The sequence below is a fragment of the Alteromonas sp. BL110 genome (assembly GCF_003443615.1).
In the GTDB taxonomy this organism is placed as follows: domain Bacteria; phylum Pseudomonadota; class Gammaproteobacteria; order Enterobacterales; family Alteromonadaceae; genus Alteromonas.
The window spans coordinates 3,227,983-3,249,622 of the sequence record NZ_CP031967.1 but is presented as its reverse complement, the minus strand read 5'-3'; the positions used below and the strand labels follow the sequence as shown (position 1 = coordinate 3,249,622).

Genomic DNA, 21,640 nt, shown 5'->3' with positions numbered 1-21,640 from the left:
AAATTGAAGCTAGCACCCCCACCAACCTCTTTAACAAGATTATTACAAATTACACATTATTTCAACATTTGCCAAGGGTACGAAAAAAGGGGTCAAAACAAAAAAAACCGACAAATTGTCGGTTTTTTCGATTGCTTGAATATTATTCCCACTCAATCGTAGCAGGCGGCTTACCTGAAATGTCGTAAACCACGCGGCTAATGCCGTCAATTTCATTGATAATGCGATTCGACACTTTACCTAGGAAATCGTATGGCAAGTGAGCCCAGTGGGCTGTCATAAAGTCGATGGTCTCTACTGCGCGAAGACTTACCACCCAGTCATATTTACGCGCATCACCCATAACGCCAACTGAGCGCACTGGAAGGAATACGGTAAACGCTTGGCTTACTTTTTGGTATAGGTCAGCTGCATATAGCTCTTCAATAAAGATAGCGTCAGCACGACGTAGTAAGTCGCAATATTCTTTCTTAATTTCACCAAGTACACGAACACCTAGGCCCGGGCCAGGGAATGGATGACGGTAAAGCATGTCATAAGGTAAGCCTAGCTCGAGGCCTATCTTGCGTACTTCATCTTTAAATAGCTCACGCAGTGGCTCAACAAGACCCAGCTCCATATCTTCAGGAAGACCGCCCACATTGTGGTGCGACTTAATTACGTGCGCCTTACCGGTTGCTGAACCCGCTGACTCAATCACGTCTGGGTAGATAGTACCTTGTGCTAACCATTTTGCGTTCTCAAGCTTGCTCGCTTCTTCATCGAATACGCGAACGAATTCATTACCAATAGCTTTGCGCTTAAGCTCAGGATCTTCTATGCCTTTTAAGCGGTCAAGGAAGCGATCTTCAGCATCGACACGGATAATATTTAAACCAAAGTGGTCACCAAACATTTCCATAACCTGATCCGCTTCATTAAGGCGCAGTAATCCGTTATCAACAAATACGCAGGTAAGGTTTTTACCAATAGCACGGTGAAGCAACATAGCCGTTACTGAAGAGTCTACGCCGCCCGATAAACCTAATATGACGCGCTCATCACCTACTTTTTCTTTAATACGCTCAATAGCATCGTCAATAATTGCGCCAGCTGTCCACAGCTTTTCACACTTACAAATATCCATTACAAAGTTAGTAAGTAACCGCATACCTTGGCGTGTGTGGGTCACTTCTGGGTGAAACTGCACCCCGTAAAATTGCTTTTCTTCGTTATACATCGCCGCGTGCGGGCATGAAGCCGTTTGCGCAATGGTTTCAAACCCTTCAGGAATAGCTGCTACTTTATCGCCGTGGCTCATCCACACGTCAAGAAGCGCCGCACCATTATCGCCAATTGCATCTTCAATTTTATCTAGCAGAGGGCTTGGTTTAATCACTTCTACTTGTGCATAACCAAATTCACGCTTATCTGAGCCCAGTACGCCACCGCCTAACTGGTGCGCCATAGTTTGCATGCCATAGCACACGCCTAACACAGGCACGCCGGCTTCAAACACATACTCTGGTGCTCGCGGTGAGCCTTTTTCGGTTACTGACTCTGGTCCGCCAGATAAGATAATCCCTTGAGGATTAAATTCGCGGATTTGTTCTTCGGTCACATCCCAAGCCCAAAGCTCGCAGTAAACGCCGATTTCGCGAACACGACGTGCTATCAACTGCGTGTATTGCGAGCCAAAATCCAAAATAAGTATGCGTTGGTCGTGGATATTTGTGGTCATGTTTTATTTTTACCCGTTAAATAAAAGAACAAAGGCTGGTGTAGTACCAGCCTCGCAGTCGTCGGTCGCCTTAACCTAAGCGGTAGTTTGGCGCTTCTTTAGTAATGCTTACATCGTGTACGTGGCTCTCGCCCATTCCAGCTGAGGTCACGCGCACAAATTGCGCTTTGGTATTCATCTCTTCGATGGTAGCGCAGCCTGTTAAGCCCATGGCCGAGCGAAGACCGCCCATTTGCTGGTGGATGATATTAGCAATAGGGCCTTTATACGCTACGCGGCCTTCAATACCTTCTGGTACCAGTTTTTCGGCGTTATCAGAATCTTGGAAATAACGATCTGATGAACCATGGCTTTGATCCATAGCGCCTAGTGAACCCATGCCGCGATATGACTTGTAGTAACGACCTTGGAAAAGCTCAACTTCCCCAGGCGCTTCTTCAGTACCCGCTAGCATGCTGCCAACCATCACGCAGCTTGCGCCAGCAGCTAAGGCCTTGGCGATGTCACCAGAAAAACGAATACCGCCATCAGCGATAACAGGGATATCTGTATCTTTTAATGCTTCTACAGCGTCAGATACCGCAGTAATTTGAGGTACACCACAACCGGTTACAATACGAGTAGTACAAATAGAGCCAGGGCCGATACCTACTTTAACTGCATCTACGCCCGCGTCGGCTAGTGCCTTTGCACCATCACCTGTTGCAACATTACCCGCAATAATTTGTACATCCGGATAGTCAGCACGTACTTTTTTAACACGGTCAATAACGCCTTGCGAATGACCGTGAGAAGTATCGATTAGTAGAACATCTACACCTGCATCAACAAGTAAGGCGATACGCTCATCAGTACCAGCACCAACGCTTACCGCCGCTCCTACGCGAAGACGACCTAGTGAGTCTTTACACGCATTTGGCTTGTTTTCTGCTTTTTGGAAGTCTTTAACGGTGATAAGACCTGTAAGCTTGAACGCGTCGTCAACAACGAGAATTTTTTCAATGCGGTGTTCGTGCATTAGATCTAGCACAACGTCAGAGCTTGCGCCTTCTTTTACGGTAACCAGATCATCCTTTTTGGTCATCACGTTGCTAATAGGAAGGTTTAAACGCTTTTCAAAGCGAAGGTCACGGCCTGTCACAATACCAATTAAGTTATTGTCTTTGTCCGTTACTGGGAAACCAGAGTAACCGAGACGCTTAGATAGCGCGAGAACTTCACCAATAGTTGCATCTTTGTCTACGGTCACCGGGTCAGATACCACGCCACTTTCGTATTTTTTAACTTCACGTACGTGTTTAGCTTGCTCTTCAGGCTTCATGTTTTTGTGAATGAAACCAATACCACCCTCTTGGGCTAGCGCAATAGCTAGACGGGCTTCAGAAACCGTGTCCATGGCAGCAGACACCATTGGAATATTTAACGTTACACCACGGGTTAGACGGGTTTGTAAGTTTGCAGTGTGAGGGAGGACGGTCGAGTGGCCGGGAACCAGCAACACATCGTCGAACGTCAGGGCTTCTTGGATGATACGTAGCATGCAACAACACCTATTCAGTTGAGGGTTAATTGCGGCGCAATTGTAGTGTTTTTTAGTTTTCAGGTAAACTCTAAATGTATTAAACCCAGTGATTTTTTTTATGTTTACAAATTCGCCATCTACGTCTCGACAAATTTTAACAGTTACCAAGCTTAATCGCCTAGCCAGAACCGTATTGGAGGGTGAGATTGGCCTTATCTGGTTATCCGCCGAAATATCCAATTTTGTTGCGGCAGCATCAGGGCATTGGTACTTCACGCTGAAAGACAATAAAGCCCAAGTACGCGCAGCCATGTTTAAAGGCTCTAATCGCAACGTCCGTATTCGCCCTAAAGAAGGCGATAAAATTTTAGTGCGCGCGTCAGTAGGCCTTTACGAAGCACGCGGCGACTATCAACTTGTGGTTGAACACATGGAAAGCGATGGTGAAGGTGCGCTTAAGCAGGCGTTTGAAGCCCTAAAGCTCAAGCTTAACAATGAAGGATTGTTCGATACTTCTAATAAGCGTCCGTTACCAGAACGTATTAACCGCATCGGTGTAATAACCTCTTCAAGTGGCGCAGCACTTCACGATGTATTAAGTGTATTAAAACGCAGAAGCCCACAAACTGAAGTCTTCGTTTACCCTTCAATGGTACAGGGTGAAAATGCGCCGCTACAGCTTATTAACGCACTGAGAACAGCGAACAGGCGCGCAGAAGTGGACGTAATATTACTTACAAGAGGCGGTGGTTCACTTGAAGACCTGTGGTGTTTTAATGATGAAAGTCTAGCAAGGGAAGTCGCAGCAAGTACCCTGCCCATTGTTAGCGCCGTAGGCCACGAAGTAGATTTTACCATTAGTGATTTCGTGGCTGATGTTCGTGCTCCTACTCCTTCTGCGGCGGCCGAAATTTTAAGCCAAGACTCGATGGCACTTTATCAAACGTTGCATCAGCAAAAGCAACGTTTAGCACGCGCAATACATCAATATCTTCAAGCCAGCAAACAGCAACTCGTTTTAAAGAAGCAGCGGTTAAACGCATTGCACCCACAAAGCCGCATACAGTCGCAATGGCAAACATTAGACCGGCTGCAGCTTCGTTTGACGCATAAAATGCAAAGTGATTTAGCAAAAGCAGAGAAGCAACTGAACACGCTAGCCTCTAGATTAAACCATCAATCGCCATCAGCAAACGTAGCGCGTGCAAAAGATAAACTAAACTATGCGAATAACAAGCTTATCTCTGGTATGAAGGCACTTATTAAAGGCAAGAAAAATGAACTTGGCAGCAAAGTAGGCCTCTTACAATCCGTAAGCCCTCTCTCTACACTTGCCCGCGGGTATAGCATCACGTTTTCCGAAAAAACAGCTGTTAACAGTGTTGAAAAAGTAGAAATAGGTGAAGAGATAAAATCACGAGTGACTGACGGTGAAATAACCAGTACAGTGACACATATTCAGCGCCAGTAGGTAACCACTAGTATTATGCCCGTTAGTGCACAAAACACTTTATATTACCCTTTGCAGCAGCGGGCTCGCGTATTGTACTACTACCTACTTCAGAACTTTGCTAAGCCAGTATCTATAACATATCTTTTTATATTTACTGTAATCAATTTCTCAAATCACGCTTTAGCATCTGCGGTAAATCAAAGCGTCTCTGTTTTCTCTACCTACCCAAGCAATGATTTATACGAATCCTGTAGTACACAGCATAAAACAAACAAGCTCGAACCTGATCTCATAAACAGCACCACTTTGTGTCAAGAAGATGCTATCTCCTCGGAAAGTTTCATTAAAGAACTGAGCGAATCCGGAAAATTCAGCAACCTTTTACCCTATGCTGAGGGAAATGACTATGAGTTGCTTATCGCTAACGTAGGTGCTGCGCCAGGTACGCATGAGCAACATGCAAAGCAATTCGCGGAATTTACGCTACAGTGGCGGGGCATTGAAATAGATTCTTCGGCGTTTTATAGCGGTATAGAAACCAGTGATAGCAATGTTATGGAAAAGCAAAGCATAGAAAATAATGCACATTTTCTGGTATCCCGTTGGCTTGAACACGTAAAGCGAAAGAAGATATTTACCAGCGAATTCTTGTTTGATGCCCTTGAAGCAAGCAATTATAACTTAGCATTACAGGTTCCAGACACCATAGGTGACTTCTCTAAATTAGACACCCAGCTTTTTTCTGACCCTTTTAGTGGTGCAATCACCCGTTACATACATCCAGACTTTGAAGACGCCTTGGTCGACGTAACTATCTACCCATTTTTAGCTCAGCTTTCTGTAGAAGAAAACGAACTGTTGCCAAAGCAATTAGAGCACGACTTACAAAAAGCATCAGCTACAGCAGAGTTGCAACACTTAACCTTATCTCAAGTTAGCCCAGCCTCTCCTTATATCGCAAACGACAAGGTTTCTGGATGGAGGTTAGGATTAAGTGCCGCTTCAGAAACATCCCCAACAATCTTCGCGACAACCTATGTATTTAGGCAACAAGACAAAATAGTTAAAGTGACGACCACTTTTCCCACTGAACTTTCAGACACTATCGTCAATCAGTTGATCGTCAAGGTTGAAGTACCCGGTGAGTCTGAAATGATGAAAAAAGTTCGCACCCTACTTTTAAAAAGCCAACGCTAGGCTTTTTTTACTCTTTTTCGCTTAGTAAACGATAAATTCGGTTTTGGCCTTTTTTCTATATCACTGCTAAGGATATAGATTTTTTGCTGTTCTTGAGGTTTGTATCTGTCAAACCAGTTGTATATTTGATTTTTTTGAAGTGGTGAGGTGTTTTTGAATAACTTTTCTACTGACAAAATGACGTCCAAATACAATTAACTACAATGCGTTTTCGCTTAGCAAAGTCAAAAGCAATTGCAAAAAAGGATCCAACAGTTACCAACGAAGGAATGCGCCATTTTTAGAGGGGCTAAGCGTCTTTTTAAGTGCGCGTGGGAATTATGAAAGTTGCGGGATAGCGTAAAGTCTACAACGAGTTTTGTAATTATGACTAAACGAGAGGAATAAATTAGACGCTATTTAAGTTTGACTGAGAAATAGCGTCTAGGTATTTGCGGCGTTTTTAAGACTACTTTTTGTCTTTGTAGTAGGACATCATACGGCGACGTTTGCGCTGCTGTGCTAAGGTCAAATTAGCTTTTTTACCTTCAAACGGGTTATTACCCTCTCTGAACTCTATCTTGATAGGCGTGCCCATAATCTCTAACGCTCTTCTGAAATAGTTCATTAAGAAACGTTTGTAAGAGCTCGGAAGGTCATCAACCTGATTGCCGTGAATAACAATAACAGGTGGGTTATAGCCCCCTGCATGAGCATACTTCATTTTCACCCGACGACCGCGAACAAGCGGTGGCTGATGGTCGTCCTGAGCCATTTCCATAATTTGAGTAAGCAGCGCAGTGTTGATGCGTTTAGTCGCACTCATATAGGCTTCTTGTACTGATTCGAACAGGTTACCCACGCCAGAGCCATGAAGCGCTGAAATAAAATGGATGCGGGCGAAGTCGACAAAGCCCAAACGACGGTCCATTTCACGCTTTATGTCGTCTTTTACATCAGTGCTTAGCCCATCCCACTTATTTACAGCCACAACTAACGAGCGCCCTGAATTCAGAACAAAACCGAGTAAGCTCAAATCTTGATCGGTAATACCTTCTCTGGCATCGATGACTAATAACACGACGTTTGCTTCTTCAATCGCTTGAAGTGTTTTTACAATAGAAAACTTTTCTACTGCTTCACTGATTCTTCTGCGCTTTCTTACACCTGCAGTATCAATAAGAATGTATTCACGCCCGTCCCTTTCCATAGGAATATAGACGCTGTCACGGGTTGTCCCCGGCATGTCATACACAACAACGCGCTCTTCACCTAAAATACGGTTTGTTAGTGTTGATTTACCTACGTTTGGCTTTCCTACAATAGCTAGTTTAATAGGCAGCTCTTGCAAACGCTGACGCTGAGTTTCAGCGTCTTCTTCTTCCTCAGGCTCTTCGTCGACAATTTCCATGTCTGGAAAATCTGCTTCCAAAGGCTTCAGTGCGTCCTGCAGTAATTGGCTAACGCCTCGACCATGGGCCGCTGCAATTTGCTTTATCTCACCTAAACCTAACGAGTAAAATTCTGCGCTTTCACTATCGCCGTCTATACCATCAACTTTATTCGCTACAACAAACACTTTTTTGTTTATGCGTCTTAGGTGGTCGGCAATACCCTGATCAGCCGGCAGCATACCTGCTCTCGCATCGACTAAAAACAGCACCACATCAGCCTCTTCGATAGCGAGTAAGGACTGTTGTGCCATTTCAGCATCAATGCCCTCTTCATCGCCTGTAATACCGCCGGTATCAACAACAATGAACTGGCGCTTTTCAAACTTCGCTTGTCCGTATTTACGGTCGCGAGTTAACCCGGGGTAGTCTGCAACGAGTGCATCGCGGGTATTAGTAAGGCGATTAAACAAGGTTGATTTGCCAACATTAGGGCGGCCAACCAAAGCAACAACGGGTAACATTTATCAGATCCTAAGGGTCATGAAAGCTAAAAAAGCACAAGCCACATACACCATGAAATCAAGCAACGTTTGGGAAGTTTATTCTCTAACGATTAGAAATTTGTGATGAGGCTTTTAAGAATGGGCGCATTATACCTTGTTCACTACCTAATACCAATCCGCATAGATAGTTACCCACTCAGCGAGAATTAAAATGTTCGTAATCGCGGCGTGTTCCCGCAGGTATAGAGGTTCTACATCAAGGTAAAGATATTTATGCCAAACTACGAATAGAATATTAAATAGAAAGGGCGTTTTAGGTCACACCTAAAACGCCCTTAAAAGGATGTATTCAATTATAAAATACTAGTTTGGCGCGCGTACCGAGACTACTTCGCCATTTCTTGTTACTGCAATAATATTACCGTCAACACTCAGCGGCGCTGCGAATATAGCGTCGTCTTCATCGTCACCGCCCACATCCAGTCGAGCCACTACTTCACCAGATTCTTGTTCTATCCAGTGTAAGAAGCCCCAATTATCACCTACTACAATATGTTCCCCCACCGGCGTCGCAGCCGTTAGAGATCGCTGTTTAAGTGCCCCTTGAGACCATAACTCTACGCCATTTCGTCTATCAAGGGCATAAACGTTAGAGTTGTTATCTACAACGAAGATTTTGTTGCCATCAATATTTAGATTACGAAACGACGCGTATTCACGTTTCCAAATAACGCGACCTGAGCGAAGTTCTACCGCGGCCAATGTGCCGTTATATGAAACGGTGTAGATAGTTCCGCCATAAAGTACTGGAGTAGTATCAATATCAACAATACGTTCTAGCTCTGTCGCGCCAGAAGGCGTTGCAATAACTGTTTCCCAAGCAAGTACACCGGTTTCAATAAGGTTTACTTGAATCTTACCTGTCGGCGTACCCACGATAGCGCCACCGTTAGAAGCAATGGGACCAGAAATACCGCGAAGTGTTAATGGAGGCGTATCACCTTCGTGTCTCCACATTTGCTCGCCAGCTCGGGTATTAAAGCCAAACAAGCTTCCAGCGCCTGTGTTTACCACAAGGATCCCTTCATCAGCAGCTGGAGCTGCAAGAATTTCTCCAGGAACCGTCGCTTCCCACACAAGCTCACCCGTTTCTGCATCCATTGCCGCTACATAGCCATTTTCAGTACCGATGAATACATGTCTGTCTGCAACAGAAATGCCGCCAATGCGAGCTGTTTCACCACTTTGCCATAACTTGGTTATTGAGCTCATCATGCCTTCAGAGCGAAACTGTGCGAAGTCTTTTTCCCACAACACCTTTCCTGTCTCTGGCTCCATCGCGACCACGGCGCCGTGGCGATCAGCAGCAAAAAGCTTGTCATAAGCATATACAGGGCGTAGACGTGAGAAGTAATGGTCTACGCCATCACCAATATCACGGTTCCACACTAATTCAGGAGTAAACTTAGCTTCAATCGGCTTTAAACGACGAATTTCTAGTTCTTCTTCATCTGCAAACCAGTCTGAAATAGTAGAACAGCCAGACATTGTGATAGACACTGCCAGTGCCATACCTATCGTGCGAGCAAATCGACCTTTACGGCCACACGTGTTGTGAAACAAATTGCGTACCTCTTTATTATTTACACCAGCCCAGTGGGCATCGCTTACTGTGCAGCAGAAACCGACAGGTTATCTAACTTCATTTGTAAAAGCGGATTGTTGGCATTTTTTTCTAACGCATTTGAGTAAGCTAAACGGGCATCGTCAAACTTGCCTTGTTTTTGATACACATCGCCTTTTAATTCAGAAACCTCTGCTGCAAATGCGTCGTTAGTAACATTGCTAAGCGTAGACAACGCCGCATCAAGCTGGTTCATTTCAATTTGCACCCGAGACAAACGAAGCGACGCTAACACCTTCATTTCATCGCTTTCAGCAAAAGTAACAACGCTATTTAGATGCGAAGCAGCAGCGTCTAAATCGCCCGCATCTACCGCTTGCTTAGCTGCAAGAAGACTGGCAATGCTAGCATAACCACTATCTTTATTTTCTTCGATGAAGGCCATAACTTTTGCGTCACTTCCTTCGGTACCAAATGTTTCTACCGCATTTTGATACGCAACGGATGCAGCTTCTTTATTTTCAATTTGCGCGTCAGAATACGCTCTCCAGCCCCATAGGCCGCCTAAACCTAGCGCAGCGCCAACGATAATAGCTGTACCGTGCTCTTTCCAAAAACGCTTAATCGCTTCTACTTGTTGTTCTTCTGTTGCGAACTGTTCCATGATGTCCTCTATTTATCTTGCGCCCAGCATCTCTGCAACCTTATTTGAAAAGGCATCAAAGCTGACCGTTACTTGTTCTTGACCGTCGCGCAGTGGTTTAACGCCCACTTCGCGAGACTGCATTTCATCATTGCCTAAAAGCAGCGCCAAACGTGCGCCTGTTTTGTCCGCACGTTTCAATTGTTTCTTAAAGTTTCCGCCGCCACAATGCATCATAATGCGAGTGTTAGGAAGCGTATTTCGAAGATGTTCAGCCACTTCCATAGCGTACGACTGCGCTTCATCACCCATTGCCGTTACATATACATCGGCGAAGCTCGTATCCTGACCTTCTTCGGTAAGTGTAGTCAGTAACAGTACCAAACGTTCAATACCCATAGCAAAGCCGACCGCAGGTGTCGCTTTGCCGCCTAACTGCTCTACTAAGCCATCGTAACGACCGCCAGCACATACTGTACCTTGAGCGCCTAGACTATCGGTAACCCATTCAAACACAGTACGGTTGTAATAATCTAACCCGCGTACTAAGCGAGGATTTATTTCGAACTCTATGCCGGCTTGGGTTAAGCGCGAACACAGCGTATCAAAGTGCGCTTTTGATTCTTCGTCGAGGTGGTCGATTAGCGCTGGCGCCTCGGCAATAGCAGCTTGAACATCAGGGTTCTTAGAATCGAGTACGCGAAGTGGGTTTGTTTCAAGTCGACGCAATGAGTCTTCGTCTAGTTGGTCTGCACGCTCTTTTAAAAATTCAACTAGTGTATCGCGATAAGCCGCACGCGCATCGTTTGAACCTAAGGTATTTATTTGCAGCTTTACATGCTGTTCGATACCAAACGCTTTCCAAAAGCGTGCGCTAAGAAGAATAACTTCTAAATCAATATCAGGCCCATCCATGCCGTAAGTTTCAACACCAAACTGATGGAATTGACGATAGCGGCCTTTTTGCGGACGTTCGTGACGGAACATGGGCCCCATGTACCACAAGCGCTGCTGCTGGTTGTACAATAAACCGTGTTCGTTACCTGCACGCACACAACTTGCTGTACCTTCTGGACGCAACGTCAAGCTGTCGCCATTTCTATCTTCGAAGGTGTACATCTCTTTTTCAACGATATCGGTGACTTCACCGATAGAGCGCTTGAATAAGTCGGTGCTTTCAACGATGGGAGTACGTATTTCCTGGTATCCATAGCTCGCCACTACTTGACGAAGTACAGATTCTACCTTCTGCCATGTACCGGAAACCTCCGGTAGGCAGTCATTCATGCCTCTAATTGCCTGAATAGTCTTAGCCACGTGAAATTCTCATACTGCTAAATAGTGAAAAGCCCCGCATTATAGGGGCTTTGGGAATAAACAACAATGAACAAAAAATCTCTTAGTCTTTTACAGAGACCTGAATTTTGTTTTGCTCACTCATGCGAGTTGCCTTGGCGCGAATTCTTGCCTCTAACTTGTCGACCAAGTCATCGTTTGGGAGGCGCTCTTTTACGCGCTTTCCGTCTTCATAAAGACCGCTCATATTGCGCGCACCAGTAAGGCCCAGATCAGACACTTCGGCCTCGCCAGGACCATTGACCACGCAACCGATAATAGACACGTCCATTGGCGTGAGAATATCTTCAAGTCGTTGCTCTAGCGCGTTTACGGTACCGATTACGTCGAACTCTTGTCTTGAACAACTGGGGCACGCAATAAAGTTAATACCACGAGAGCGAATGCGAAGAGACTTTAAAATATCAAAGCCAACTTTAATCTCTTCTACTGGGTCTGCCGCTAGTGAAACACGAAGGGTATCGCCGATGCCTTCGGCTAAAAGCATACCTAGTCCAACCGCACTCTTAACAGCACCAGCGCGTTGGCCACCGGCTTCTGTAATACCTAAGTGCAGAGGTTGATCAATTTTTTGCGCCAGCAAGCGATATGCGCCAACAGCAAGAAATACATCCGATGCTTTAACGCTTACCTTGAACTGGTCAAAGTTAAGTTTATCTAAAATATCCACATGGCGCATAGCCGACTCAACAAGTGCTTCTGGTGTGGGCTCACCATATTTTTCTTGTAAATCTTTTTCTAGAGAACCGCCATTAACACCAATTCGGATAGGTATGTTTTTATCTTTTGCGCAATCGACAACCGAACGTACACGATCCATATTGCCGATATTACCCGGGTTTATCCGCAAACAATCTACGCCGTATTCAGCAACTTTGAGTGCGATGCGATAGTCGAAATGAATATCAGCAACAAGTGGTACGCTTACCTGCTGCTTAATTTCTTTGAAGGCTTCAGCGGCTTCCATAGTAGGCACTGATACGCGAACAATTTCGCCGCCCACAGCAACAATACGGTTTATTTGATCGACAGTCGCAGCCACATCAGTGGTACGTGTATTTGTCATAGATTGAACAGCAATGGGAGCACCATCACCAATGGGAACGTTACCTACATTAATACGCGTAGACTTTCGGCGCTTAATAGGGCTTTCTGCAAACATCTAATTACCTATAAAGGAAGTACAAAACGAGCTGTTCTACCATTTTGATATGGAGAAATATCAACAGCGTCGCCGTTAACTGATATGCGCACATTATCAGGTGCGCCGAGTGTAACTTCAACAGGAGGAACGCCTTGAATTTCCATTATACGCCCTTTTTGCTTTACACCGTAGGCGATAGCCTCGCCAGAGGCGTCTTTGATATTAACCCAACAGTCATCTTCAAAGGTAAAAACCAATGAAATTGGCGCAGCATCAGCTTGAGTGTTAAGAGTGGCATTAGCTAACGTTTCATTATCGCTATCTGCCGCGTTTACGAGCGCTGTTAGGTTATTACTGTCGTCAACTGGACCGTCTGGAGTAGAAATGGCGCCATCGTCGAGCTCGCCGCTTTGAGTAAAACCATTATTCTGCCCACTTACATCGCTGTTTGCACCTGCTAATTCAGCGTCATCAGAGCCTGTATTTGAGACATCACCGATTTGAGATGAGCCTTGCTCTGAGCTTCTCGGTGATGGTGTGCTAGCCAAGTCACCTTGTACAGTGTCAGCACCACCAAAATTTCCATTTGCAGTGCCAGCACTTGAAGAAATTGGCGTGTTTGCCGCCTCTCTCTTTACAGCCTCATTTAAAGGCAGTTCAGCAACGGTGTCGTCGCTTGGCTGTTGATACCACCACACGACAACGCCAGCAATGATGAGAAGTAAAATCGCATAGGTAACCATCATCCAACGGTCATCGTGTGTCTGTTTTGCGACACGTTTTGAAAAACTCTGTAGTTTTTCCGATGAAGGTACTGATGTTTGATTGTGGAAGCGTTCAAATGCCTCAATAACTTCATGGGAGTTCATTCCCAATTGTTTGGCATAGTTTCTTACGTAGCCTTTAGTAAAGGTAACTGACGAGTTTTCATCAATTACATCACTTTCTAAATCATTGATTTGTTTAGCCTTTAGAAACAACTTATCGGCAATATCTTGCTGAGACAAACCTAGCTTTTCGCGACGTGCTTTAAGCATTGCCCCTGGGCTTGGCGTATTTTCTTGTTGTTGCGAAGTAACTTCTTCATTCGCGCTTTCTTCTGACACCATTAAATCTTATTCCTCCTGCATACTTGGTGGTACTAACCAAAGCGTCTGACCAGCAATAATAGCGCCAGTATTTTCAAGGTTATTCCACTTTTGCAGTGTTGCCATTTTGATATTGTGCAATAAAGAAATACGATATAAGTTTTCACCCTCTTTTACTACATGGAATTTGTCGTCAGGCGCAGATAATTCAGTATTTTGCTCTTTATCTTCGCCTTCTACCATGGCAACCTGCTTTTCTTTATCACTTAGGGTATCGTTTGATTTTTCAATCGCGGTTTTAATAGGAGGCGCCGGCTCACTTGCACTTTCGCCAGTTTGCTTTTGAACGGCTTTTTCAGATTCTTGCTCAACAGCGGGTTGTGCTGCCTTTTCTTCATTAGAAGAAGCCTTGGATTTTATTACGACTTTCTTTTGAAGCGCGTCGCGCTCAACCAAATATCGTTTAGTAAGATCACTTTCAGGGAACAGAGAAAGCAACATATCGCCATACCCCTTCGCTTTTTCCAAATCTTTCTGGCCCTTGGCGATTTCATAAGCCAGCCACAATGAATCTGGGGTAACCTTGGCAACACGTTGGTATTTTTGAAGTGTTATATCAGCTAGGTCCCACTGTTGTGACACTGTATACAGTTCACTTAACAAGAATAGACTCTTTCCACGGGCTGGTTGGTGCTGTAAAGCATTTTTAAAGTAACCGATTGCTTCATCAAGTTTCCCTTGGCTCTGCGCACACAAGGCTAGGTTTTCGTAGGTTTGCGCCGCGTTTGCGTATAGACGGTTATTAATCGCCTCGAAGAAATACGCTTTGGCTTTATCGTAATCGCCATTTTGACACTTAAACGCACCATAGCTATTGGCAATATCCCCATCGTCAGGAGCTATATCAATGGCAGTTTTGTAATATTCTTCTGCTCGCTGGTTATCGCCTACTAACTGATAGTAATACGCCATAGCGTACTGAACATCTGCAGAGCGAGGGTTAAACGCAAGCGCCTTATCAAGGTTCTTTTTCGCCTGCGTGTAGTTATTATTTTGGAGATATGTAAGGCCAAGAGACATGCGCGTCTTGGCGGCTTCTTCGTGATCAAAATCACCGCCATACATGCCTGATTGGCTGTTACTAACACAACCAACAGTGAGTATTACCGCGCTTAATAATCCAATTCTAAGTGAAGTTCGCAATCCTGCAACCATAGTATTACCCTATTATCTTAATGATTATTGGGCCATTTTTACTGAAATTGCCTCGCCCTTCACCTGTTTTTTTAACAATCTTTTCGTTCTGTCTACTACATCGCCCACTAATTGACCGCATGCCGCGTCAATATCATCGCCTCGGGTTTTACGCACAACAGTGGTAAACCCATATTCCATAAGCACTTTTGAGAATCTGTCGATGCGCGAGTTGCTAGAGCAAGTGTAAGGCGAACCTGGGTATGGGTTAAAAGGTATTAAATTTATCTTACTAGGAGTATCTTTTAATACCTTAGCCAGTTGGTGCGCCTGCTCAGTGCTGTCATTAATATTCGAAAGCATTACATATTCAACGGTTACGCGTCCTTGGTTAGCTTTAGATTTAGCTAGGTAGCGGCGTACCCCTGCTAAGAATGCTTCGATATTGTATTTCTTATTAACCGGTACAATTTCATTACGCAGTTCGTCGGTCGGCGCGTGTAGCGAAATAGCAAGTGCCACGTCAATCTGATCGCCCAGCATATCAAGTGCAGGTACAACACCAGATGTACTCAGCGTAACGCGGCGCTTGGATAGACCGAAACCAAAATCGTCTAGCATGATGTCCATGGCCGGCACTACGTTTTTAAGATTAAGCAGCGGCTCACCCATGCCCATCATTACTACATTAGTGATTGGGCGTTTGCTTGAGTCTTTAGAAAGGCCAAGGAAAGTAGCTACGCGCCATACCTGACCAATAATTTCGCTCACGCTTAAGTTACGGTTGAAGCCCTGTTGCGCCGTTGAACAGAAGGTACACTCTAGTGCACAACCTACTTGTGACGATACACATAAAGTTGCCCGATCAGTTTCAGGGATCCAAACTGACTCAACTTCCTGACCGCCTTCAAGGGTAAGTGCGAACTTAATAGTACCGTCGCTCGCTTCTTGGAAGTATGCAATTTCAGGGGCTTTAATCTCACAATTTTCAATTAACATCGCGCGAAGGTTTTTGTTGAGGTTACTCATTTCCTCAAAATCGCTGACACCTTGCTGGTAAATCCATTTCATTACCTGGTCGGCACGAAACGGCTTCTCGCCCATTTCTTTAAAGAAATTGCGCAAGCCTTCGCGATTTAAGTTTAATAAGTTAGTTTTTGCCATGAATAAGATGACCCTTTTACCTTCGAGGGATGCCCCCTCTTACTGCTGAATATGGTGTAAAAACCAGCGATTCGATTATGCCTTGTGCGGCATTTAAGAAAAAGAAATGCACTGATTAAAATTTGCGCGGATTTTACCACAGATGAGATACGAGAAAAAGTCGATTTAACGCAGAGAAACGTTAAGTTTGGCAATGCGCGAGAAGCGTGGTTTAGCTTGTTTAGATATAAACAAAAACGGGGCCCTTATGGCCCCGTTTATCTACCTTCGTAATCTTAGCGAGTACGTGGGCAGATTTCCTCTTCAGAGAAGAAGTATGCAATTTCACGTGCTGCTGACTCAGGCGCGTCAGAACCGTGAACTGCGTTTTCGTCGATTGACGCAGCGTAGTCTGAACGTAGTGTACCTGCAGCTGCATCAGCTGGGTTAGTTGCGCCCATGATTTCACGGTTAGCTAGAACAGCGTTTTCGCCTTCTAGTACTTGAACCATAACCGGACCAGACGTCATGAAGTCTACAAGTGCGCCGAAGAAAGGACGCTCTTTGTGTTCTGCATAGAAGCCTTCTGCTTGCTCTTTGCTCATGTGGATCATCTTAGATGCCACAATGCGAAGACCTGCAGATTCGAAACGGTTGTAAATTGCACCGATTACGTTTTTAGCTACCGCATCAGGCTTGATAATCGAAAAAGTACGCTCAAGAGCCATGTTCTCTCTCCAAACAAATAGTGTATGTATCTTTAAATTTTGGCCGCGAATTATAGGCAATTAATAACGGCTTGACCAGCGCCTTTTTAAACCAGGCGTAACATATTGTTTTTACTTGCAATATAGTGTCAGATTAACCCGCTGGCTATGACAATATGATGACAGTGTATACATTATTTTGCGAAAGCAAATATTGTAAAGCAATAATATCTGCCTTCACAAAGACTATACTCGGTAAATAAGATGAGGTGCGATATCTGACATAACGATAATGTACTAGGTTCTGTATATTAGACTTTAAGTATTAAGCGTTAGCTCTTGCAAGCTCTTGAATTTTACCCACGATAGCGCGTAAACCATTGCCGCGAGTCGGGGTGATATGACGCTCAAGATCTAATGCTTCAAAGTAGCCGTCGATATCAAATGCTAAGATGTCCTTTGGCGTTTTGTCGTTGTAGGCGGCGAGTACTAAGGCAAGTAGGCCTTGAACGATAACGGCATCGCTGTCCACGTCAAAGTTGATTTTATTACCGTCGTAAGACTCTATCAACCACACGCTACTTTGACATCCCTTTACTAGACGTTCAGGCGTCTTGGCATCTTCTGGTAAACCCGGAATAGATTTTCCTAAATCAATGATGTACTGATAACGCTGTTCCCAATCGTCGAAGAACGCTAAATCATCAATAATTTCGTCACTGCTAGGTAGTTGCATTGCTATTTCCGTAATTGTGTAAAAAGAATTATAGGTAGGCGGTATATTAACCGCTTAAAAGAACAAACCCGCTTCAAGCTGCGCTTCTTCACTCATCATATCACGCGACCAAGCTGGGTCGAATACCAACTCAACATTCACGTTTTTAACATGAGGCACCATGGCTACACGATATTCCACATCGCCAACTAAAACTGGCCCCATACCACAGCCTGGTGCTGTAAGCGTCATATCGATATTTACGGCACCAGATGCCTGTTCGATATCCACCTTATAGATAAGGCCGAGCGATACAAGGTTGATAGGAATTTCTGGGTCATAGATAGTTTCTAACGCGTCCCACACTTGCTGTTCACTGATGTTACCATCTTCGGGAGCGTCGAAGCTTAGCGTCATGGCTTTACGGCCAATTGCACCAGCATCGGTACCGTCAATACGGTACATATTACCACGCCAAGTTACGGTGTAATTACCACCTAGCTCTTGCGTGATATTAACAAACTCACCCTCAGGTATAACGGTGGGATTGCCAGCAGGAACCAAACGCGCCTTACATTCGCGTTCGGTGGTCACCATTTTTTGCTTCATAAACGATTTTGTACTCTTGGTAATACTCTTTGTGGGTAATGAACGCAGGCGTTAGCCCACGTTGAAGCTCTCGCCACACCCACATTCATCAACCACGTTAGGGTTGTTGTATTTTATGATGCCATTCACACCTTCAGTCACATAATCAATTTCTGTATTACGCAAGAGGTCTGTTGCATCAGCTGCTACTGCCACATTTACAATCGGAGAAATCTCTACAATTTCATCCCCTGCTTGTGCGCCATCAGCGAAATCGAGTACATAAGCATAACCCGTGCAGCCGCTTACTTTTGTCGATAAACGAATTAACTGACCAGGCTTATCTTTAAGCTTACTTTCGAAATGCTTAATGGCACTGTCAGTTAGCGTAATGAGCTTTGTACTAGGTACGAAAGTTTCAACACTCATAATGCCTCCTTAGGCCAACATCATTTTTGCTTTCTTAAGTGCAGCGAATAAGCTGTCGACTTCTTCAAGCGTATTATAAATTGAGAAAGACGCACGCGCGGTGCCAGGAATACCAAAGCGTTTCATAAGCGGCTGTGCGCAGTTATCGCCAGTACGAATTGCGACACCTTGCCTATCCAAAATAAAGCCTACGTCCGCAGGGTGAGCGCCATCAAGTAAGAAGCTCAACACCCCTACTTTATTAGGTGCGGTACCAATGATACGCATGCCGTCAAGCGCTTCTGCTTGTTCGGTAGCATAGGCAAGTAACTTTTGTTCATGCTCGTGCAGCGCATTAACATCAAACGCACTAAACCAATCTACCGCTGCGCCCATACCAATAGCACCAGCAATGTTAGGCGTGCCTGCTTCTAAGCGGTTTGGTAATGCACCCCATGTGGCTTCATGGTAAGTCACATCTTTGATCATCTCGCCGCCTACCTGCCATACTGGCCAGGTTTCAAGCACTTCTTTTTTACCCCACAAGCAGCCTATGCCCGTTGGACCAAAAAGTTTGTGCCCTGAAAACGTGTAAAAATCACAACCAATGTCTTGTACGTCAACGCCGCCATGAGCAATGCCTTGGGCGCCATCTACTAGCACCCATGCGCCAACTGCTTTCGCTTTTTGGGTCAGTGTTTTGATTGGGTTAACCGTGCCTAACGCATTTGATACATGTGGGAATGCCACTAGCTTAGTGTTTTCAGACAGCAATCTGTCGAACGCTTCAACATCAAGCTCACCACTATCGAAAATAGGCACAACGTTTAATGTTGCACCAGAGCTGCGGCAAGCTTGCTGCCAAGTAACTAAGTTAGCGTGATGCTCCAGTTCGGTCACCATCACTTCATCGCCTTCAGCAAGTAGCTGACTTAAACCATTAGCGACAATGTTAATAGCTTCAGTGGTACCGGCAGTCCAAATGACTTCTTCGCGAACGTTAGCATTAATAAACGTAGCAACGCTGGTACGTGCATTTTCGTAGCGGCGCGTGGCTTCATCTGACAAATGATGCGCTCCGCGGTGCACGTTCGCGTTCGTACCCGTGTAAAAATCTACCAAGGCGTCGATCACCGCCTGAGGTTTTTGTGTTGTTGCCGCGTTATCGAGGTATACCAGCGGTTTGCCGTCTACCGTTTTCGATAAAATAGGAAACTGGGCACGAAGTGCTGCAACGTTTAAACTCATTTCACCTCCATCTGAGCGAAACGTTCGCTCAAGATAGGTGCAAGCCACTCGCGTACTGCTACGTTTGGCACATCGTTAATTAGCTCTTGGATAAAGCCAAAATTCAGCATAACCAGTGCTTTACTACGCGGAATACCACGAGTAAGCATGTAGTACAGCGCTTCTTCTTCAATTTCTGCCACCGTTGCGCCGTGGGCACATTTTACGTCGTCGGCATATATCTCAAGCTCAGGCTTGGTATTAATAACGCCTCGGCGAGATAGCAATAGATTGCGGTTGTTAAGCTCTGCTAGTGTTTTTTGCGCATCGCGATGAATGTGAATACGACCGTTAAATACCGCACGGGCCTTATCACCAACAATACCGCGCGCGTTTTCTTCTGTTGTCCCATTTGGCATAGCATGCTCAATGGTTGAATGAAGGTCGAATAGCTCGCCTTCCGCCAGAAGATAAATGGCGTTCATCTTCGCGTCAGCAAATTCACCGGCGTGATGAATATCTACGTCTAAACGAGATAGCTCACTACCATAGCCCACCATAGTGCTGTTGAGCGTAGTGCGGTTATGCAGTTTGAAGTGACTACCACCTAATTGCTTGGCTTTGCCAGTAAACATAGCGAAACGATAGTGCTCTAGATGTGCATCATCAGCCAAATCATATTCAGCAAACGCTGTAGTTAGGCTTTCAGTATCGCCAAAACCTTGTTCGATAACAGTGGCGCTTGCGCCTTCTGCTACCTTCACTACCACACGCGTGTGAGCATCGACATTTCGTGAAGCCATATTCACGATGCGTACCGGTGTATCGATTTTTACACCTGCTTCTACGTTAATAAATATACCGTGTTGGCATAGTGCATCGTTCACTAAACCAAACATATGACGAGTTGGCTTAACTTGACCGTAAACACTACTAATAGCTTGCTGCGTAGCTGCATCATCAGTATTGAGCGACGTAATTGTCATGCCTGATGGCACATCAAGCGTATTAACCTGCGTAATCAAGACACCGTCTACAAATACAAGGTCGATAGCGTTTAGATTATCGATAGCAGGAACCGGTATGCTGTCAGCCTGTACAGCCTGTTTCGCTTCACGCTTTTCTACAGGTGTAAGCGGTGTAAAGCGCCAGCTCTCGCTTCTACGCGCTGGCCAGCCGTCAGCTTTTAACTGTGTTAAGGCCTGTTGACGCACGGGCGATAAATAATCGTCGCGCTGTGCGCTATCAATGACCTGTTCTAGCCATTGACTCATGCCTCAGCCTCCTCGTACGCTTTACCTAGGAATGCATAACCGCTTTTTTCTACTTCTAGCGCAAGTGACGCGTCGCCACTTTTCACGATTTTGCCATCAGCAAGAATATGGACAAAGTCAGGCTTAATGTAGTCAAGAAGACGCTGATAGTGAGTAACAACGATGAAGCTACGTTCACCGTCGCGCTGGCTGTTAACGCCATCTGCAACAACCTGTAATGCGTCAACGTCAAGACCTGAATCAGATTCATCTAGAATGCAAAGCTTTGGCTCTAACAAAATCATTTGCATGATTTCGTTACGCTTCTTCTCACCACCAGAGAAACCTTCGTTAACACCACGCTTTAGGAAGTCTAGCGGAAGCTGAACTTGCTTACAGGCTTCTTTCGCTTTTTTAAGAAACTCAGCAGCCGTCAGAGGCTCTTCGCCACGCTCTTCTCGCATAGCGTTTACCGACTCTTTCATAAACTCCATGTTGCTGACGCCAGGAATTTCTACTGGGTATTGGAATGCAAGGAAAAGACCTTCACGTGCACGCTCTTCTACGTCAAGCTCTAGCAAGTCTTTACCGTTCAGCATGGCTTCGCCTTCGCTGACTTCATAACCGTCACGGCCAGATAGCACGTAACCTAGTGTACTTTTACCGGCACCGTTGGGACCCATGATAGCGTGTACTTCACCAGGTTTAACTTCAAGGTTAAGACCCTTAATGATGTTCTTCTCTTCCACGCTGGCATGTAAATTCTTGATACTAAGCATTGA

Annotated in this window: 19 protein-coding genes; 2 read left to right on the top strand and 17 right to left on the bottom strand. The window is 45.1% G+C overall.

Features of this window, described 5'->3' with window-relative positions:
* Positions 1–142 precede the first annotated feature (142 nt).
* Positions 143–1,720, bottom strand: coding sequence for a glutamine-hydrolyzing GMP synthase (gene guaA / locus D1814_RS13970; protein WP_118493288.1), 1,578 nt, complete (start codon positions 1,718–1,720; stop codon positions 143–145).
* A 70-nt stretch (positions 1,721–1,790) separates the two neighbouring features.
* Positions 1,791–3,260 (bottom strand): IMP dehydrogenase, encoded by a 1,470-nt coding sequence (guaB, locus tag D1814_RS13965; protein WP_118493286.1) that lies wholly within the window; start codon positions 3,258–3,260, stop codon positions 1,791–1,793.
* A 100-nt stretch (positions 3,261–3,360) separates the two neighbouring features.
* Between guaB and xseA the strand changes: the two genes are divergently transcribed.
* Positions 3,361–4,713 (top strand): exodeoxyribonuclease VII large subunit, encoded by a 1,353-nt coding sequence (gene xseA / locus D1814_RS13960; protein WP_118493283.1) that lies wholly within the window; start codon positions 3,361–3,363, stop codon positions 4,711–4,713.
* 15 nt (positions 4,714–4,728) lie between these two features.
* The gene (locus D1814_RS13955) at positions 4,729–5,892 is read left to right on the top strand and encodes a hypothetical protein (protein ID WP_118493281.1); all 1,164 of its coding nucleotides are present in this window, start codon (positions 4,729–4,731) and stop codon (positions 5,890–5,892) included.
* A 448-nt stretch (positions 5,893–6,340) separates the two neighbouring features.
* Here D1814_RS13955 and der read toward each other — a convergent pair whose 3' ends face one another.
* The 15 genes from der to sufC form a co-directional block, all read right to left on the bottom strand.
* On the bottom strand, positions 6,341–7,786 hold the full coding sequence (gene der / locus D1814_RS13945) for a ribosome biogenesis GTPase Der (RefSeq protein ID WP_118493279.1): 1,446 nt from the start codon (positions 7,784–7,786) through the stop codon (positions 6,341–6,343).
* Positions 7,787–8,131: 345 nt separating this feature from the next.
* Positions 8,132–9,391: an outer membrane protein assembly factor BamB gene (bamB, locus tag D1814_RS13940; protein ID WP_118493277.1), complete on the bottom strand. Its 1,260-nt coding sequence runs from the start codon at positions 9,389–9,391 to the stop codon at positions 8,132–8,134.
* A 44-nt stretch (positions 9,392–9,435) separates the two neighbouring features.
* Positions 9,436–10,056 carry a YfgM family protein gene (locus D1814_RS13935; protein ID WP_118493275.1) on the bottom strand — a complete coding sequence of 207 codons (621 nt, stop codon included), beginning with the start codon at positions 10,054–10,056 and terminating at the stop codon, positions 9,436–9,438.
* Positions 10,057–10,068: 12 nt separating this feature from the next.
* Positions 10,069–11,352, bottom strand: coding sequence for a histidine--tRNA ligase (gene hisS / locus D1814_RS13930; RefSeq protein WP_118493273.1), 1,284 nt, complete (start codon positions 11,350–11,352; stop codon positions 10,069–10,071).
* A gap of 82 nt (positions 11,353–11,434) precedes the next feature.
* On the bottom strand, positions 11,435–12,553 hold the full coding sequence (ispG, locus tag D1814_RS13925; protein WP_118493271.1) for a flavodoxin-dependent (E)-4-hydroxy-3-methylbut-2-enyl-diphosphate synthase: 1,119 nt from the start codon (positions 12,551–12,553) through the stop codon (positions 11,435–11,437).
* Between the two features lie 8 nt (positions 12,554–12,561).
* Positions 12,562–13,644, bottom strand: a complete 1,083-nt coding sequence (locus tag D1814_RS13920) for a RodZ domain-containing protein (RefSeq protein ID WP_118493269.1) — start codon at positions 13,642–13,644, stop codon at positions 12,562–12,564.
* 6 nt (positions 13,645–13,650) lie between these two features.
* Entirely contained in the window at positions 13,651–14,838 is a 1,188-nt protein-coding gene (pilW, locus tag D1814_RS13915; protein WP_118493267.1) for a type IV pilus biogenesis/stability protein PilW, read from the bottom strand.
* A gap of 24 nt (positions 14,839–14,862) precedes the next feature.
* Positions 14,863–15,981 carry a bifunctional tRNA (adenosine(37)-C2)-methyltransferase TrmG/ribosomal RNA large subunit methyltransferase RlmN gene (locus D1814_RS13910; protein ID WP_118493265.1) on the bottom strand — a complete coding sequence of 373 codons (1,119 nt, stop codon included), beginning with the start codon at positions 15,979–15,981 and terminating at the stop codon, positions 14,863–14,865.
* Positions 15,982–16,256: 275 nt separating this feature from the next.
* Complete coding sequence (gene ndk, locus D1814_RS13905; protein ID WP_012519000.1) at positions 16,257–16,688, bottom strand: nucleoside-diphosphate kinase; 432 nt, start codon at positions 16,686–16,688, stop codon at positions 16,257–16,259.
* A 304-nt stretch (positions 16,689–16,992) separates the two neighbouring features.
* Positions 16,993–17,403: a SufE family protein gene (locus D1814_RS13900; protein ID WP_118493263.1), complete on the bottom strand. Its 411-nt coding sequence runs from the start codon at positions 17,401–17,403 to the stop codon at positions 16,993–16,995.
* Between the two features lie 54 nt (positions 17,404–17,457).
* A complete protein-coding gene (sufT, locus tag D1814_RS13895; RefSeq protein WP_118493261.1) occupies positions 17,458–17,991 on the bottom strand; it encodes a putative Fe-S cluster assembly protein SufT in 534 nt (177 codons plus the stop codon).
* 51 nt (positions 17,992–18,042) lie between these two features.
* Positions 18,043–18,399, bottom strand: coding sequence for a HesB/IscA family protein (locus D1814_RS13890; RefSeq protein WP_118493259.1), 357 nt, complete (start codon positions 18,397–18,399; stop codon positions 18,043–18,045).
* A gap of 9 nt (positions 18,400–18,408) precedes the next feature.
* Positions 18,409–19,626 (bottom strand): aminotransferase class V-fold PLP-dependent enzyme, encoded by a 1,218-nt coding sequence (locus D1814_RS13885; protein WP_118493257.1) that lies wholly within the window; start codon positions 19,624–19,626, stop codon positions 18,409–18,411.
* Positions 19,623–20,879 carry a Fe-S cluster assembly protein SufD gene (gene sufD / locus D1814_RS13880; protein ID WP_118493255.1) on the bottom strand — a complete coding sequence of 419 codons (1,257 nt, stop codon included), beginning with the start codon at positions 20,877–20,879 and terminating at the stop codon, positions 19,623–19,625. The genes D1814_RS13885 and sufD overlap by 4 nt, the downstream gene beginning before the upstream one ends.
* Positions 20,876–21,637, bottom strand: coding sequence for a Fe-S cluster assembly ATPase SufC (sufC, locus tag D1814_RS13875; RefSeq protein ID WP_118493253.1), 762 nt, complete (start codon positions 21,635–21,637; stop codon positions 20,876–20,878). Before sufC ends, sufD begins: the two co-directional genes overlap by 4 nt.
* Positions 21,638–21,640: the final 3 nt, after the last annotated feature.